The organism is Facklamia sp. P9177 (assembly GCF_050409585.1).
In the GTDB taxonomy this organism is placed as follows: domain Bacteria; phylum Bacillota; class Bacilli; order Lactobacillales; family Aerococcaceae; genus Facklamia.
In genome coordinates this window covers 22326-39395 of record NZ_JBNUPE010000003.1, presented here as the reverse complement: position 1 = coordinate 39395, position 17070 = coordinate 22326, and the positions used below count along the sequence as shown (strand labels likewise).

Annotated in this window: 15 protein-coding genes; 11 read left to right on the top strand and 4 right to left on the bottom strand. The window is 35.3% G+C overall.

What is annotated here, in order from left to right; genetic code table 11:
• Window position 1: 1 nt before the first annotated feature.
• On the top strand, window positions 2-1336 hold the full coding sequence (locus ACQV18_RS02000; protein ID WP_428873796.1) for a DRTGG domain-containing protein: 1335 nt from the start codon (window positions 2-4) through the stop codon (window positions 1334-1336).
• Window positions 1336-2316: a DHH family phosphoesterase gene (locus tag ACQV18_RS01995; RefSeq protein WP_428873795.1), complete on the top strand. Its 981-nt coding sequence runs from the start codon at window positions 1336-1338 to the stop codon at window positions 2314-2316. The genes ACQV18_RS02000 and ACQV18_RS01995 overlap by 1 nt, the downstream gene beginning before the upstream one ends.
• A gap of 468 nt (window positions 2317-2784) precedes the next feature.
• Here ACQV18_RS01995 and zwf read toward each other — a convergent pair whose 3' ends face one another.
• Window positions 2785-4227: a glucose-6-phosphate dehydrogenase gene (gene zwf / locus ACQV18_RS01990; RefSeq protein WP_428874687.1), complete on the bottom strand. Its 1443-nt coding sequence runs from the start codon at window positions 4225-4227 to the stop codon at window positions 2785-2787.
• A gap of 156 nt (window positions 4228-4383) precedes the next feature.
• Here zwf and ACQV18_RS01985 point away from each other — a divergent pair, with 156 nt between their 5' ends.
• The gene (locus tag ACQV18_RS01985) at window positions 4384-5727 is read left to right on the top strand and encodes a DEAD/DEAH box helicase (protein WP_428892473.1); all 1344 of its coding nucleotides are present in this window, start codon (window positions 4384-4386) and stop codon (window positions 5725-5727) included.
• 12 nt (window positions 5728-5739) lie between these two features.
• Here the strand turns inward: ACQV18_RS01985 and ACQV18_RS01980 are convergent, their stop codons facing one another.
• Window positions 5740-6618 (bottom strand): DUF1189 family protein, encoded by an 879-nt coding sequence (locus ACQV18_RS01980; protein WP_428875809.1) that lies wholly within the window; start codon window positions 6616-6618, stop codon window positions 5740-5742.
• A gap of 94 nt (window positions 6619-6712) precedes the next feature.
• On the bottom strand, window positions 6713-9367 hold the full coding sequence (locus ACQV18_RS01975; protein ID WP_428892472.1) for a YfhO family protein: 2655 nt from the start codon (window positions 9365-9367) through the stop codon (window positions 6713-6715).
• A 172-nt stretch (window positions 9368-9539) separates the two neighbouring features.
• Here ACQV18_RS01975 and ACQV18_RS01970 point away from each other — a divergent pair, with 172 nt between their 5' ends.
• The 7 genes from ACQV18_RS01970 to ACQV18_RS01940 all read left to right on the top strand — a co-directional run bounded on the left by ACQV18_RS01970 (window position 9540) and on the right by ACQV18_RS01940 (window position 15275).
• Complete coding sequence (locus ACQV18_RS01970) at window positions 9540-11663, top strand: peptidoglycan D,D-transpeptidase FtsI family protein (protein ID WP_428874690.1); 2124 nt, start codon at window positions 9540-9542, stop codon at window positions 11661-11663.
• Window positions 11664-11744: 81 nt separating this feature from the next.
• Window positions 11745-12221, top strand: coding sequence for a terminase gpP N-terminus-related DNA-binding protein (locus ACQV18_RS01965; RefSeq protein ID WP_428873789.1), 477 nt, complete (start codon window positions 11745-11747; stop codon window positions 12219-12221).
• A 14-nt stretch (window positions 12222-12235) separates the two neighbouring features.
• Complete coding sequence (locus tag ACQV18_RS01960) at window positions 12236-12850, top strand: endolytic transglycosylase MltG (protein WP_428873788.1); 615 nt, start codon at window positions 12236-12238, stop codon at window positions 12848-12850.
• An 89-nt stretch (window positions 12851-12939) separates the two neighbouring features.
• Window positions 12940-13092 (top strand): 50S ribosomal protein L33, encoded by a 153-nt coding sequence (gene rpmG / locus ACQV18_RS01955; RefSeq protein ID WP_090290502.1) that lies wholly within the window; start codon window positions 12940-12942, stop codon window positions 13090-13092.
• 122 nt (window positions 13093-13214) lie between these two features.
• The gene (locus ACQV18_RS01950) at window positions 13215-13898 is read left to right on the top strand and encodes a rhomboid family intramembrane serine protease (protein WP_428892471.1); all 684 of its coding nucleotides are present in this window, start codon (window positions 13215-13217) and stop codon (window positions 13896-13898) included.
• 10 nt (window positions 13899-13908) lie between these two features.
• On the top strand, window positions 13909-14877 hold the full coding sequence (locus ACQV18_RS01945) for an ROK family glucokinase (RefSeq protein WP_428874691.1): 969 nt from the start codon (window positions 13909-13911) through the stop codon (window positions 14875-14877).
• The gene (locus tag ACQV18_RS01940) at window positions 14877-15275 is read left to right on the top strand and encodes a rhodanese-like domain-containing protein (RefSeq protein WP_428873785.1); all 399 of its coding nucleotides are present in this window, start codon (window positions 14877-14879) and stop codon (window positions 15273-15275) included. Before ACQV18_RS01945 ends, ACQV18_RS01940 begins: the two co-directional genes overlap by 1 nt.
• Window positions 15276-15307: 32 nt before the next feature.
• On the opposite strand, the gene ACQV18_RS01935 is transcribed toward ACQV18_RS01940, so the two are convergent.
• A complete protein-coding gene (locus ACQV18_RS01935) occupies window positions 15308-15439 on the bottom strand; it encodes a hypothetical protein (protein ID WP_428873784.1) in 132 nt (43 codons plus the stop codon).
• 141 nt (window positions 15440-15580) lie between these two features.
• On the opposite strand from ACQV18_RS01935, the gene gndA reads away from it, so the two are divergent.
• Entirely contained in the window at window positions 15581-17026 is a 1446-nt protein-coding gene (gene gndA, locus ACQV18_RS01930) for an NADP-dependent phosphogluconate dehydrogenase (RefSeq protein WP_428874692.1), read from the top strand.
• Window positions 17027-17070 lie beyond the last annotated feature (44 nt).

Below are 17070 nucleotides of genomic sequence, written 5' to 3'. Positions count from 1 at the left end.
TTTGGGAACTAAGCATGAACGCATTATCCAATACATTCAATCCTTGCCTATAGGAAACAAAATTTCTGTCAGAGGCATAGCTAAGCAATTGCAAGTGAGTGAGGGAACTGCTTATCGTGCTATCAAAGATGCTGAAGAAAAGGGACTTGTTTCGACTATTGAACGGGTAGGGACTATACGTATTGAACAGAAAAATCACTTATCAGTCGGCCATTTAACCTTTGGTGATATAATCCCTCTAATTGATGGCGAGGTCTTAGGGGGGGAAAAAGGACTGGATAAACCCCTGACCAAATTCATTATTGGAGCGATGACCTTGCAAGCTATGGAGCGATATTTTGAAAGTCAGACCCTGATTATTGTTGGTAATCGGTCTGAAGTTCACCGACACTCTCTAAAGAATGGTATCGCTGTATTAATAACAGGTGGCTTTAAAACAGACCACGATATTATAAGACTAGCAAACCAAGAAGAGCTACCCATTATAACGACTAGTTATGATACTTATACTGTTGCCTCATTAATCAATCAATCAATCAACGAGCAAATGATTAAGCAAGAAATTGTAACAGTTGAAGAAGTCTATACTCCTATTGAAAGAACGGTATCATTGGAGCCTTCAGATACTATTGAGAATTTTAAGAAGAAATCGAGTGAAACTGGTTTATCAAGATTCCCAGTGGTGACCAATAAGCGTTTAGTAGGAGTCGTAACTGCTAATGATTTAATGGGAAGAGGTAACAGTGTTTCAATTGAACGGGCGATGAGTAAAAATGTCATTACTGTTAAGCCGCATATGAGTTTAGCATCTGTTTCATATAAGATGATTTGGGAAGATATTGAAATGATTCCCGTTGTTGCTGACAACTTGCAACTTTTGGGTGTCGTTTCTCGCCAAGATGTTATGAAGGCCTTACAAAATATTCAACAGCAACCACAAACAGCTAATACCTTCGAACACGATCTGTTAAAACACTTGGTTGAAGTTAACCGTAATGATTTTAAAAATCGTTATGATTATCAGTTTGAGGTCCAACCCCAGATGGTTAATACTTTGGGGACTTTATCCTATGGAGGGCTTTGCGAGTTGATTGCCCAAGTTGCAATTATCAAGGTAAAGGATTTAACAGGTCATAATAATATTCTTGAATCACTTAATCTTAATTATTTCACATTTATTCAATTAGGAAACTTGATTGAATTTCAAGTTGAAATTTCTAACTACAATCGACGTTCGGCAATTTCTCAAGTGAAAGTTTTTGTTGAAAATATTCTGGTCGCTCAAGCAACAGTTGGTTCACAAATGGTAAATAAAAGACAGAAGGAGTCTAACTAATGACAGTTAAGCAAAGCTTAATCGAAAAGTTAATAAGTCTAATTGATCAATATGATCGTATTATTATTCATCGACACATCAATCCAGATCCAGATGCGATTGGTTCACAATTAGGGCTGAAGGCCACAATCAAACATAATTTTCCAGATAAGACTGTCCTAGCTGCTGGCAAGATGGGCAAGGGAATTGAGTGGTTGGGCCGTATGGATAATGTTGACAGACAGGATTATGAAGATGCTTTGGTAATTATTTTAGATACACCAGTTTTTGAACGGATTGACGGAAATGATCACATTCAAAATAATACTTTAATCAAAATAGATCATCATCTGGTAGTTGAGCACTTTGCTGACTTGGAAATTGTTGAAATTCTAAGTTCTTCAACTGCAGAACTCATTACTAAAATGATCATGCATTCTCAAGGTCAATTGACCCTTTCACCACAAGCTGCTACATTCCTATATGCGGGCATTGTCGGTGATACAGGACGGTTCCTCCATTCAAATACCACTCAAGCAACCTTTGAGGCGGTAGCTTATTTGATGGCTCATCAAGCTGAAAATACTCAAATTAACCGCAAGATGAATGAGTTATCACTCAATGAATTGAATTTCCAATCATTTGCCATTGATCAAATTGAATTGTATGAAAAGGGAGTAGCAACAATGACCTTGAAACAAGCAGATTTAATTCAAAGAGGAATGACGGTTGATGGAACCAATGCGGTTACCAATTTACCAGGACGTTTAAAAGAAGTATTAACATGGGTTATTTTTATTGAAAAAGAAGACTCACATGGAGAGTATCGTGCACGTATTCGCTCAAAAGGCCCAAATATTCATCAAGTAGCGATCCAGTTTAATGGCGGTGGTCATGAAATGGCTTCGGGAGCCAATGTTTATGATGACGAAGAGAAAAAAGAGCTAATTGATCAAATGATTAAAGTTAATGCTCAGTTTTTAAAAGATCAAAACATTTAATAATCTAATCGATAAAAAGTTCTTTCCCTTTATCGTGGCATTGCACCCCATAAATGGGACAGAATAAAAAACACCTTTATTAGGCTGCTTGTTGACGTTTTAATTTGATTTTGAGTGGATCTATCTCGCTAAGTTCTTCTAATCCTTTGCCATAAGTCTATTGTTTACCTCCAGCTTGATTGAAGCGCTAGGTTTGACTTTAACGGTCCCAAGGCCAGCAAGTTTTTACTTGAGATGTGTTCTTAATGTTTCATTCATCTATTATTTGTTTATTAGTCCGGCCTTCATTTTTCATTTCAATACATTTCGATTTTGTTTCTGCAGAGTAAGCTAGGTGATTAACCCTAATCAAACACCTCCATTAAATTCATTTCACACGAATTCAACGGAGGTGTTTTTATGTTTGCCTCACTATTTGGGGGCAGTGCCTAGTACAGGTTAAAGTGAAAGGATCTTTATTTTGTTTTGTTATTCATTAAACCATGAGCGATTGTCCTTTTCGATCAGATAGTCACCTGCTTCTGGTCCGTTAGACTGGGCAGGGTAGAAAGCCAAATCGGGATCTTTTTCTTCTTGCCATAGAGCATGAATGGAATCGATAAATTGCCAAGCATACTTGACTTCTAGGTAGTGAGCGAAATTACTCAGGTCGCCGTTCATACAGTCAAAAAGTAATTTTTCGTAGTCACCTGGTATAACCTTGGTAAGTTCTCGTGGAAGATGATAGCATAAATTGAGCTCTTTAATTTCGTTACGATGGGTAGAATCAGACTGGGATAAGCACAAACGAATGCCAGCATGAGGAGCTAATTCAATTTGTAAATAGTTAGCTGGAACATTTTCAGCTTGCTTCTTATAGATTATTTTAATATCGGTCTGTTTATTATTAAGATGCTTACCTGAGCGCAAATAGATGGGGGTGTTTGCCCATTTATCTTGCTCAATGGCTATTTTTAAAGCCATATAGGTTTCGGTTGTCGAGTCACTGGCAACGTCTTTTTCTTGACGGTAAGCTACGTGACTTTGGTCTTCACTTTGTATGTATTGCCCACGTACCACATGTTTTTTTAAAACTTCTAAGTCAGCATAGTGTTTCAATTGTTTCAATCGATCAATTTTTTTCTGCCTTAAAGCCTCATTACTCCTATTAGCAGGTAGGTCCATAGTGATCAAGGTTAATAATTGCAGGGCATGATTTTGGATCATATCGCGACTGACCCCACTAGTTTCATAATAGGCTCCACGATCTTCGACTCCAATTTCTTCATCTAAAGTGATTTGAATGTGGTCGATATTGGCTGGATCCCATAGGAATTGGCTGAGAAAGTTGTTCATCCGAATGGGTAGAATTTGATTGACAATACTCTTACCTAGATAATGATCAATTCGATAAATTTGATTTTCATCAAAGGACTGAGTTAACTGAGTCTGTAATTCTTCAGCTGTTTTTTCATCATATCCAAAAGGTTTTTCAATAATTAGTCGATTATATCCCTGGTCAGTGAGTAAGCCTTGATTTTTTAATTGACTGGTAATAACTGGGAATAACTTAGGAGATAAAGAAATATAAAAAATCTGATTTCCTTGAGTTTGATATTTTTCTGAGAGAGAAAGAGATAGCTTTTTAAGTTGGTTATACTGTCGACTTTCCTTTACATCATTAGCTTGATAATAAAAATGCGAGAGAAAATCTTCAATGTTCTCATTCGCTTGTTTAGCTTGTGAAAGACTTTCTTTAACCACTTGACGAAAGAATTCATCGTCCCATGCTCGTCTAGCGGTCCCAATTATTGCAAAATGGTCAGCTAAAAAGCCTTTATTATATAATTGATAAAGGGCAGGGTATAATTTACGGTGGGCTAAGTCACCACTAGCCCCAAAAATAGTCATAATTAAGCGATATTCTTTCATCTTTATGATGCCTCCATTTTTACATAGTTTTTATTATATCAAATTAGATCTTGGATTCAAGATTAAGAATCCGTCATATTTTATCAGATAGCTTTATGGTATACTTTTTTACGAATGACGTTATTATAAGCAAAAGAATATATAGAGGAGAAATATATGAATTTTAATGAATTAAATATAAAAGCATTTATTAAGCAAGGACTGGATAGAATATCATTTAAAAAGTTGACCCCGGTGCAAGAAGAAGTGATCCCTCTTGCCTTAAAAGGCGAGAGCCTTATTGTAAAGTCTCAAACTGGGTCAGGAAAAACACATGCCTTTCTTATTCCGTTATTGGAGCAATTAGATCCTAGCGATCAAAAAGTTCAAGCAGTTATTACAGCTCCTAGTCGTGAATTAGCCAATCAAATTTATGAATTTGCGACGGAATTAGTAGGTGATCAAAGTGAGAGTATCAGAATTTCACGTTTTATAGGTGGAACGGATAAGGAAAGACAGATAGATAAATTAGCCAACCAACAACCGCATCTAGTAATTGGAACGCCAGGGCGAATTTTTGATCTGATGCAAGCCAATGCTTTATGGGTACAAACAGCTAAGACGATGGTTGTGGACGAAGCGGATATGACTTTTGATTTGGGTTTTTTATCAATTGTCGATGAAATTGCTTCTAGAATGGCAGAGAATCTGCAAATGATGGTTTTTTCTGCTACGATTCCTCAGCAGGTAGCAGTGTTCTTAAATAAATACATGACCGGACCCAAAGAGATTACGATTAAACCGAAGCAAGTGCTAACTGACCAAGTGGAAAATTACTTAATTGATATCAAAGGGATCAAACGAGAGGAAATGGTCTATAATCTATTAACAATGGGTCAGCCCTATTTAGCAATTGTTTTTTGTAATACTAGAAATTATGCCGATGACTTAAGTGAATTTTTAAAAAGCAAGGGCTTAAAGATAGCCACCATTCATGGTGGCATGCAACCAAGAGAAAGAAATCGTTTAATGAAACAAATTCGAAATCTAGAGTTTCAATATGTGGTGGCTTCTGATCTTGCGGCCAGAGGAATTGATATTCCAGGTATTTCGCACGTTATTAATACCGAATTGCCAAAGGACTTAGAATTCTTTGTCCATCGTGTCGGTCGAACAGCGCGAAATGACTTAACCGGCACAGCCTATACCTTTATGGGGCCTGACGATGAAGCGGCTATTGAGAGCTTAGAAGCCAAGGGTATTAAATTTACTGAAGTCAAATATAGTAAGGGTGAGTTAAAAGAAGTTGATCATCGGAGTCGACGCTCCGTTCGCAAAAATACACAAGAAAAAACACAAGATCCTAAGGTAAAACAATTAATTAATCGCGCTAAGAAGACTAAAGTCAAGCCGGGCTATAAAAATAAACTGAAGCAAGAAATAAAAGAGCATAAACGCTCAGTTGGCCGACGTAAAAATAAATTGAGAGCTAGACAAGAACGAAAAAATAAGACAAATTAAGGGACTCCTGAATTAGGAGTCCTTTTTGTCTTCATCTGTTTTAATATCTTCTTCTTTGATAATGTTGATATCCATATGAGATAACAATTGATGCATGAAGAGAGTATGTTGTTTAAAAGTATGGTAGATAATAAAGAGTGTTAGGCCCACAAAGAGATAGAAAGGAACATAAAAGCCTGACCATAATAATTGAATGATTTCTATCATTAAGATTGGCACAAAAGAACAAACCATAACTAACTTCATTCGCACCATAAAAGGTAAAGGAAAGTTTAAACGCATGTTCAAGATACCGGTTAATAAAGAGGTAATAACTAGAAAATAAAAGTGAGCGAAGACCGCGGCTATCCAAGTCATTATTATAGTAAAGAAGAGTTGAGTTAAACTAAATTGACTAGCATAAGTCAAAACGGCCGCTAGATTTTCTTTATTAGTGACCATATCATGATTAAAGGCAAAAACCTGACCATTTTCGGGTGTATAGACCAGTATTTGGTTTTTAACTAGTAACAAGTTGAAGGTGCTCGTCAATTGAGGGTCTCTATTATCTACTGACTTTAAAATTAAACCTTCTCCTTCAGAAAGATTGGTCAACTGATCGTCTATAATTAATTGAAATTGTCGTGATTCATAATATAGAGCTTTCTCGCCTTCATTAAGCTGGAGTTCACCCGCATTAATGTGGAAATCAGGTAGATAATTAATGCTTTCATTAATATCTGTTTGAATGGATCGCAGTGTTGGAAAAAGGGCTTTTCCAAAATTCAAAGCCATTAAAATGGTGATAATTAAAGGAAGGACTAATACTTGCTTCCATTTGACATTGAGGCTCTCGATATAAAAGCGTGGATTATTCAAGCCATTTTTAAGGATAAAAAATAATTTTTTCAAATAAAACATCCTTTATTCTATAATTTAATAGAGCTATCTTATCCAACTATTCAGCATTATGCAAGTTGGACGCCTATATTTATTATAACATGAATTATTTATTTTTATGGCGAAATTTGTTTTGATCTACTATTAATAAAGCAATAGCTAGAAAGCTAACCAAGCCACCATAATAGATAGAGTCGGGGAAATAAGTCATCTTAATTGTATGTTTACCTTTGGTCATTGGAATAGCCATTAAAGTATCATTTAAAACTGGAAGGGCTTCTACAGACTGATTGTCCACTTTAACATGCCAATAAGGATCATAAGGCAATGTCATCAGCAAATATCCTTCTTCTTGCTCAATATTAATTTGGCCTTCCAAAGTATTTTCTTCAAAAGAAGTAATTTTTAGAGACTTGTTTTTTCTTTTTGTGATTAACTGCTGATAGTTTTTAAGGTTGAATTCATAGAGATTTATAAGGTTGGCTTTAAAAGTGTTTTTCTTTAACTTAACTCTAAGTGAATGTTCTTTACCTGATTTTTTAAAAGCCGCATCCATAATTTGGCGGCTGTTAGTAGGCGAATAAAACTCATAAGGCTTACTATCTAGTATAAGTTCAACTCTGTTGTTAGAAAAATGATTGGGAAAAGTAAAATAAAAGGGATTGTTTGATTCAGTATCAAAGGATAGGGCAAAAGAAGCATCCCTTTTGGGATTTTCTTTTTTATAGGTATAGAAGTCCCCATCTCCTTTATTGGTCACATTCAGATTTAGATAATCAATTTTTTTGAATTTTTTTTGTTCAAAGAATTGTAGCTTTTCACCGTCAAAGTTCAGCAAGTCTAATAAGATTTCTTGATTTTCAATGGGCTTATATTTTTTAAACTTAGCTTTTATAACCACAGGAGATACTTCCATTCCTAGTCCCAAAACATTCGGATTTTTATAGTAGACATAGCGCTTTTCTTTTTTGAGTTTTTGATGCGCTCGAATATCAAAATCGCTGACTTCTCGATATAAAGCGTAACTTTCAACCGTGGCATACATATTTGTATTGGAGGTGATATCGATGAGGTAGCGAATATTCAAAAAATCATCGGTAAACAGGGTCCCACTGGTGTAATAAATGGAATTACTAGTGTGTGGAATTCCCAAATAACCATACAGTTGGCTAGTAGAAGCCTCTAAGGTTGATCCAAAATGATTGACGCTAGGATAATTAGCGAAAAAGGATTCATTTTTTGTTCGATTAAAGGTCTTATGGATGCGATAGAATTCATTTTCTTTAGGTTGAACAGGGGCAACCATCTCATCCAATAAGGCAATATAATCTTTAAATCGAGAAGGTTGCACATAATGATTATTAGATGACAAAATGAAGTAACCGTTTAGAGTCATATCTCCACATGTTAGAAGGAGTATTAGGAAAAGCAAACCCTTATTGGGCTTGCGATTAAGATAGAAAATAAAACTAATTAAGAGCATGAAGATGAGGCTATAAAAGATTTTTGCATCACTTAAAAAGCTATAATTATCATTCAAAAAATAAAATAAACAAAAGACTGTTAAAGAAAAAACTATGGTGAGTATTTGATAGAGTCTGATCTTATGAACGTATTTATAAGAGCGAATCGCTAAAATTAATAAAAAGAATGAAACTAAGAATGAAAAACGAGAAGGATACCAAATCGGAAATTGACCAAGGTGCCATGCCTTATCTAAATTAGTGAAAGTAAAGGAGGCAAAGTAAAAGACTAATAACATAAAGCTGATTAGTTTTTCTTTCATTCTTATCTTAGCTGAGAGAAAGTATAAGATAAGAAGAACTACCACAGTCATGCCCACATAAAAATTGGCTGAACCGTTGGATAACTGATTAAAATTAAAAGCACCGATAAAGTTTTTGGCCAGTAAATCCATCAAGGAGTGTTCACTTGAACAATCAAAAATAAAATCGAAGGATCCTTTCTTATGAGCATTTTTGCTGCTCAGAGTTGAAATAAAAGTAGGGAGTAAAAAGAGTCCTGACAATCCGGTTGAAAGCAGTGAATATTTTATAAAAGAAAAGTATTGCGAAAAAACTTTTTTGATTGAAAGGTGTTTCTCATCTTCGAAAATGACAAAAAGACTATAACCCATTAAAAAGATCGAAATCATATAAGCTATGTAATAATGACTGATCATTGCAATCGCTAAACTAAAAACATAAAGAAGCGGTTTGTTCTCTTTGAGTAGATAATCTAGACCTAGTGCAATTAGTGGTAACCAGAATAATCCATCTAACCACATGATATTCAGTTGGTAGGCCATGGTATAAGACATGAAGGTATAGGCTTGACTAAAAGCTATATTCATGACTGGCTGGATGGTGTATTTTTTTTCAACAAAATAATAAAAACTGGCCGAAATGGCTAGCAGTTTTATGAGGGTTAAAAATAGAATGGCGAAATCTAAATTTTCAGTTTTAAAAAATAGTAAAATCAGATTAAAGGGACTCATTAAATAATACGCCCATAAGCCAATCATCTCACCACCAATTCCTTTTTCAAAAGAATAAAGGAAGAGTCTAGGATTTTCTGTGAGTGCTCGTTGATACAAACTGAAAAAATCGATGTATTGCTGGCTTAAATCAACGGTGAGCAGGGTACGTTCTTGTTGATCTCCTATGGGAATAAATTTCATCAAATAGGCTAACATACTTGCTATTAAGAAGCTAATAAATATATTCACTAAAATAAAATATTTTCTACTTTTAATTTTCACGAAAAAACTCCTTTTTCTTGAAACATTGCTTATCTATCTTAGCAAAAAATAGTGATAAAATCACAAAATAATAAATGTTAATTTATGACTTAACGGATAAAGTTTCAACTTGAGGTATAGTTTGCTATAATAACTTAGACTTTAGAAATAGATTACAGAAAGTATGATGAAGATGCCTAAAAAATTAAATAAAAATAAAAAAAAGAAGCGTTCACATATACCTAGGCGATTAAATCTTTTATTTTTTACAGCCTTTTTAGCTTTTACAGCCCTTTTTATTCGTCTGGGCTATTTGCAACTATATAAAGGAGAAAGTCTTACTAAAATGGTTCAACGAACCGAATCAACCATTTCAACGGGGGCTGTGCCTCGTGGAATGATCTATGATAGCCAAGGTGATGTGATTGTCGGTAATCAACCGGAACGAGCTATTCTCTTTACCAGAGATCGTGCCTCGAGGGTAGATAATGGAGATCTTATTAAAATTGCTACTCAGTTAGCCTCTTTAATTGAATTACCAACTCAAGGAGTTACCGAAAGAGATAAGAAAGATTATTTTATCGTAAATAATATCGACGAAATTCGTAAACGTTTAAATGATGAGGAACTGCTTTTATCAGGCAGTCAGGCTTATGAAGCTCAATTATCAAAAGTTGAAGACGAAGATTTAGAATTTTCGGAAGCCGAATTAAAAATTATTGCCATCTATAAACGTATGGCAGCTGCTTACGAGTTATCGACCGTTACGATAAAAAATAAAAATGTTACCCAAGAAGAAATAGCTAGGGTGAGTGAAAACTTAAGAAACTTACCCGGCATTCAAATTGGGACTGATTGGCAAAGAGTTTATCCTAAAAAGGATATGCTTCGTTCTATCCTAGGACAAGTTTCGACTGAAGAGCGCGGTATTCCAAGAGAAGACGCTAAGGAATTATTGCTTAAAGGTTATGCTATGAATGATCGAATCGGAATTTCTTATTTAGAAAAGCAATATGAATCGATATTAAAAGGCTCTAAATCAGTTTTTAATATTGTGACAGATGCTAAAGATGATATTCTAAAAAATGATAAAGTCTACGAAGGTTCAAAAGGAAACAATCTGGTATTAACTATCAATACAGATTTTCAAGCTAAGTTAGATGAGATTGTTGAAAGCAGTTTAGTTAATATGGGAGCCGAACAGGGATTAAATGATCGAGTTTATGTGGTAGCCTTAAATCCAAAAAATGGTGAAGTATTAGGCATTTCCGGTAAGAGATATGCTTATGATAAAAAAAATGATACCTATAATCGTGAGCAAATTGTTGATGACGCTTTAGGAGCCATTAACACATCCTACGGTATGGGGTCTAGTGTCAAGCCTGCCATGATCTCAATGGGTTATAAAGAAGGCGTTATTTCTTTAACAGATAATGTAATTGTTGATGAACCATTAAAATTCCAAGCTTCTCAAGAGAAAACATCCCTATTCAATCGAACAGGGCAAATTCCTATTGATGATATGATTGCATTGCAACGTTCTTCAAATATTTACATGATTAAGTTAGCCATGCGTATCGGTGGGCAATACAATTATGAAGAAGAGGGACGATTGAATATTAATCCTCGGACCATCGATATTTTGAGAAGGAACTTTGCTGAATTTGGCTTGGGAACTAAGACTGGTATCGACCTCCCCAATGAATCAACGGGATATACACCTGCTAGTAATATGTTAGTTTCAGCACTTGATTTATCGTATGGTCAATTCGACTTATACACACCGTTACAGATGGCTCAATATGTCTCTACAATAGCTAATAACGGCAAACGTTATTCACCTAGATTGGTTAAAGAAGTTCGCGGAACTGATAAAAACGGTCAATTAGGTGGGATTGTTACCACTATTCCACCAAAGTTAATGAATGTCATTCAAAATGAACCTGCCCAAATGCAAAGAATTCAAGAAGGAATGCGAATGGTTTCCCATACCCAAGAAGGAACTGCTTCATTTTATTTGCAGGATTATCCTTTTCAAGTAGGGTCGAAAACGGGAACGACAGAAGCCTTCTATGCAGGACCTATTCAATATGCAAAAAATGATCCTGTTATAAATGGTACTTACATTGGTTATGCACCCTTTGATGATCCTGAGATAGCTATTAGCGTGATTGTCCCTTACCTTAACCAGTCTTCATACGGTGGTGAAGCCACTCGAATAGCACGGGACGTGTATAATGCTTACTTTGAATTGAAATCAGCCACTAGAGAGACTATTATTGATTATAAGAATAAGAAAAATTTAACTTCGCCTTAATTAGGGTTAAATTTTCAGAAAGATTTATTTAAATCTTCACAAAGGTTTGCTAAACTGAGAAAAAATAGATGAGGTGAAATAATGGATATTTGGATTTTAGTACTGGCTCTATTGGTGCTGGCAATTATTGTCTTGGTGATGTCTTTGTTTACCAAAGACTCTACAGGTAATGCAAGCTTAAATAAAAAGCTTGAAGATCACGCAGAAAAAATCAGACAGTTACAACATTCGATTAATCAACTCAAGGTGGAAGATACTTCCATTGAAAGTGTTGAGGAAGAATTTATGCAGCCTTTAACAGCTCAAGATGTTTATTTTGCACCCAAAGAAGATGCTGAAGAATTTGAAGCAATTGAAGCAGTTGAAGAGCATGAAGCTCTTGAAGTTGCAGAAGAAGTGGTTCAACCGCGTGTCAATTATGATGTCAATGATCGCAATCGCGAAGACATCATTCGTTACTATTCACAAGGTTATACCTTAAAAGAAATTGAAGATGAGGTTGATGAAGAGCTCGTAACCATTCAATACGTGATCGATGAATATATTGAAAACCGCTAGTTAGGAGGTTTAATATGAAAAAAGAAAAATTAAGATCATTAGGGGTGGGGCTTCTAATTGCCAGTTTACTAACGGCTGTTTATGCTACCTTTGTTCAAGGGTATGTGCCAATCGAGGGAGTGACCTTACCTAGCTTACTTGATGGGCAAGAAACCAGGCAATTAAAAGACAAGGTTAAAGAAAGTGAAGCCAGTTTAGAAAAACTAACAGGCGATAATGAAAACTTAAAAAAACAATTAGAAAAAGTGACCACCGATAACGAATCCTTAACAGAAAAGGTTGCTAAACAAAGAGAATCAATTGATTATTTAGAGTCACTGAGAGATGAGAGTGATAATACTGAAGAACAAGATGAATCCATAGATTCTAATGATGAAACTGCAAGTGAAGATAATAACCAAGCTTCTGCTGAAGGAGCCTTTGTAATTCGTCAAGGAGAGAATGCTAGTCAGATTTCTCAGCGATTAGAAACAGAAGGATATATTACCTCCGCTCAAGAGTTTCAAAACCTTATCGAACAATGGCAATTATCTTCATTAATTCAAACAGGCGAATATCAATTGAACTCTGATATGACCATTCATGAAATTGCTAGCCAGTTAACTCATGGAGCTTATTATTATCAATAAAAAACCATAGCTAAATTTTAGAAACAATGGTATAATTTTATAGTGCTGTTCTTGGAAGAGTAAATATTTTTTAGTTTGGAGGGAAAATCATGCGCGTAAACATCAATTTAGAATGTACTGAATGCGGTGAACGTAATTACTTAACTAATAAAAACAAACGTAACAATCCTGATCGTCTGGAAGTTAAAAAGTACTGCCCAAGAGATCGTAAGGTAACATTACACCGTGAAGTTAAAAAATAATTTTTATGAAAGTCTGGGCCATTAATGACCTAGACTTTTTATTTTTAACTGAATTAGGCTCAATAGGAAAAAATAGCTACTTAGTGTATAATGGACTTCAAATTATTAAAGGAGTTTCAAATATGAAAAAGAGACGTATTTTAGCCTTACCCTTCGTTACTTATTCCTTAGTAGCGATCAACTTAATGGTCTTCATTTATATGTTAATAAGATTTCAAACAACAACATCCTTAGAGGCTTTAATAAAAACGGGAGCGAAGTCCAATGAATTAATTCTTTATGGTGGAGAATGGTGGCGATTAATTACACCAAGCTTTATACATATTGGTTTTGAACACTTGCTTTTTAATAACCTTTCTCTTTATTTTATAGGGCAAGACTTAGAAAAAATTCTTGGACACGGACGCTTTTTAATAATTTATTTACTTGCTAGTTTTGGGGGCAATGTATTTTCTTTTGCCTTTAATGACAATGTTTCAGCAGGTGCTTCGACAGGTATTTTCGGCTTGTTTCTAGCTTATATTGTCTTAGCGAAAATGTATCCCAATATGATTGTTTTAAGGCAAAGAGCCATTAATTTTTCACTGTTAATTATTTTGAATGTCATTACTGGTTTTTCTTCTCAAGGGATTGATCAGTGGGGACATTTTGGTGGAGCGGTATACGGTGGTATGACGACCTTAGTCTTAGGTCTAGGTCACCGATTGCATGCCAGTGTTGATAAGAAGATAAGATCAAGGGTTTTTTGGGGAATATTTATTTTGACTGCTCTCTTAATTATGGGTAAAATTTTTAACTATCGCTAGGAGGCTGTATATGAAAAAGATTATCGGCATCGATTTGGGTGGAACGAGTGTTAAAATGGCCATTATTTCACAAAAAGGTCAAATTATTGAAAAATGGTCAATACCAACCATGACTCAAAATAAAGGTCAAAAAATTGTTCCTTCGATTATCGAATCTATTCAAAACAAATTAGAAGAAAGACAAGAAGTAGCAGAAGATTACCTAGGCATTGGAATGGGTAGTCCGGGCACTATTTTAGAAGATGGTTCAGTTAAGGGAGCCTATAATTTAAATTGGGTACACCCTCATCCCGTTAAAAGCCAATTTGAAAGAGCAATCAACCTTCCCTTTATGATCATTAATGATGCTAATTCAGCTGCTCTTGGTGAACTCTGGCAAGGAGCAGGCAAGGGTTGCAGTGATTTAGCAATGTTAACTTTAGGAACAGGAGTTGGAGGAGGAATTATCTGCCAAAATCGTTTGATTAAAGGAGCTTCGGGTTCAGCGGGAGAAATTGGCCATATAACAGTGGACTTTACCGATCGTTTTCCTTGTTCATGTGGTAAAAAGGGATGCTTAGAAGCGATTGCTTCAGCCAAAGGTCTCAATAACTTGGGTCAACTTCTTGCTAAAGATTATCAAGGCCAATCTTCTTTGTACCAAATGTTCCAAGCTAGCCAAGTGGTTGAAGCTGAGGATTTAATGGTAGCAGTAAAAGCTAATGATGACTTTGCTCTGGAAATTTTTGAAAACTTTTCAAAATACATAGGCTTAGCTTGTTCATACTTAGCAAACATTCTCAATCCGCAACAGATTGTTATCGGAGGGGGTATCTCCAAGGCTGGAGACTCCCTTAAGGAATCCATTGAAAAACAATATCAAAAATTTGTTTTTCAACCTATCAAAGATCAAACACAAATAAGCTTAGCTGAATTAGGCAATGACGCCGGAATTTTAGGAGCAGCTTATTTAATTTTAGTAAAAGAAAGTAGGAAATAATGATGAGTATATTTGAACTGTTTTTGTGGATAATTGTAACTGTTCTTTTAGTTTATGGTATTTTCTGGGTAAGCCTTTGGATAATGCGCAAGCGATCAGCCCAATTGGTCGCTAGTGGAGAATTAAATGAAATTATTCGCAAAGTCCAAGTGGTTGATGTTCGTGAAGCAGGAGAATTTGATGCACGTCATATTTTAGGAGCTAGAAGTATTCCAATGTCGCAATTTAAAATGCGTTTTAGTGAAATTCGAAAAGATATTCCTGTTTATTTAGTGGATGATAATTATTTTTTAAGTTCAAGAGCTGCTAATATATTAAGAAAGAATGGATATGACCAAGTCTTTATTCTAAAGGGTGGAATGGAAAAATGGTTTGGGAAAACCAAATCGAATCAATAAAAAATGAAGTGGCAGAATCCACTTCATTCCTATTATCCTTTATAATGAAAAAAAGAAATTACGAGACTAAAAATGACACCAGCTAACATGGTAATCACCATAATAATCGAAAAGATTTTTATACGTCGATCGTATTTACTTTTCTTTTTTTTGTTGGCTTTCATTGGCTGGAACCTCCTATCCATTGATAAAAATAGTGTAACGCAAACGCCTATAAAATGCAATTTGTCTTTATTAAGTTAACTTTAATTCAAGTTAAAAGTTTGTTAGAATGAGATAATCATGAAAGTGAAGGAGATAATTAGATGACATTAGCTCAAATTGGTGTAGTTGGAATGGCTGTAATGGGAAAGAATTTAGCGTTAAATATTGAAAGTAGAGGTTATCGTGTAGCAATTTATAATCGCTCACAGTCTAAAACAGAAGCAGCCATAAACGAAAATAAAGATAAAAATTTAGTAGCTAGCTATGACTTGGAATCCTTTGTTCAATCAATTGAAAAGCCTCGTCGTATCTTGTTAATGGTAAAAGCAGGTCAAGCGACTGATTCTACAATCCAATCACTTTTACCTCTTTTAGACCAAGGAGATATTTTAATCGATGGAGGGAATACCTTCTTTAAAGATACTATGAGAAGAGCAGAAACTTTAGCTGACTCTGGCATACATTTTATTGGGATGGGAGTTTCTGGTGGGGAAGAAGGTGCCTTACATGGTCCTGCCTTAATGCCTGGTGGACCAAAAGAAGCCTATGAATTAGTTGAGCCTATCTTAAAAGAAATTGCGGCAAAAGCACCAGCTGATCAAGAACCCTGTGTAGCTTATATGGGAGCAAATGGTGCCGGTCATTATGTTAAAATGGTTCATAATGGTATTGAGTATGGTGATATGCAATTAATTGCCGAATCCTATGCAATCATGGATAAATTATTAGGAATGTCTGCAGATGAGATTGCTCAAGTCTTTGAGGAATGGAACCAAGGAGAATTAAATTCCTATCTAATCGAGATCACCGCCAAGATTCTTAAGGAAAAAGACCCTGAAAGCAAGCGACCAATGGTTGAAATGATTATTGATAAAGCTGGTAATAAAGGGACTGGAAAATGGACCTCGCAATCAGCTTTAGACTTAGGCGTTCCCTTACCTACAATTACAGAATCGGTTTATGCGCGCTTTATCTCTGCTTTAAAAGAAGAACGTGTTAAGGCTTCTCAAATTATTCAAGGACCTTCGCATGATACTTCTAGCTTCCAAAAGGATCGTAAACAGTGGATAGAGAAAATTCGTCAGGCACTTTATTTTTCAAAAATTATGTCCTATGCTCAAGGGTTTGCAGAATATCGCAGCGCTTCCGAAGAATATCAATGGGATTTAAATTATAGCCAAATTGCCCGTGTCTTCCGTGCAGGGTGTATTATTCGTGCGCGCTTTTTGCAAGATATTTCTGATGCTTTTGATCGTAATAGAGAATTAGATAACCTTTTATTAGATAATTTCTTCACTCAAATCACTAATCAGTATCAATCAAGTGTTCGCGAAATTGTTTCTTTATCAGTTCAAGCGGGTGTTGCTGTTCCTGGATTTTCAAGCGCAATTGCTTATTATGACTCGTATCGTAGTGAAGTACTTCCAGCTAATTTAATTCAAGCACAGCGTGATTATTTCGGAGCGCATACTTATGAACGTGTGGATAAAGTTGGCAGCTACCATTTCATTTGGGATGAATCGCGTGAAGAAAGAGTAGACCAATAGTCTAAGACCTTAATAAACGTTAATTGGTTAGTAAGTTAAGTCTA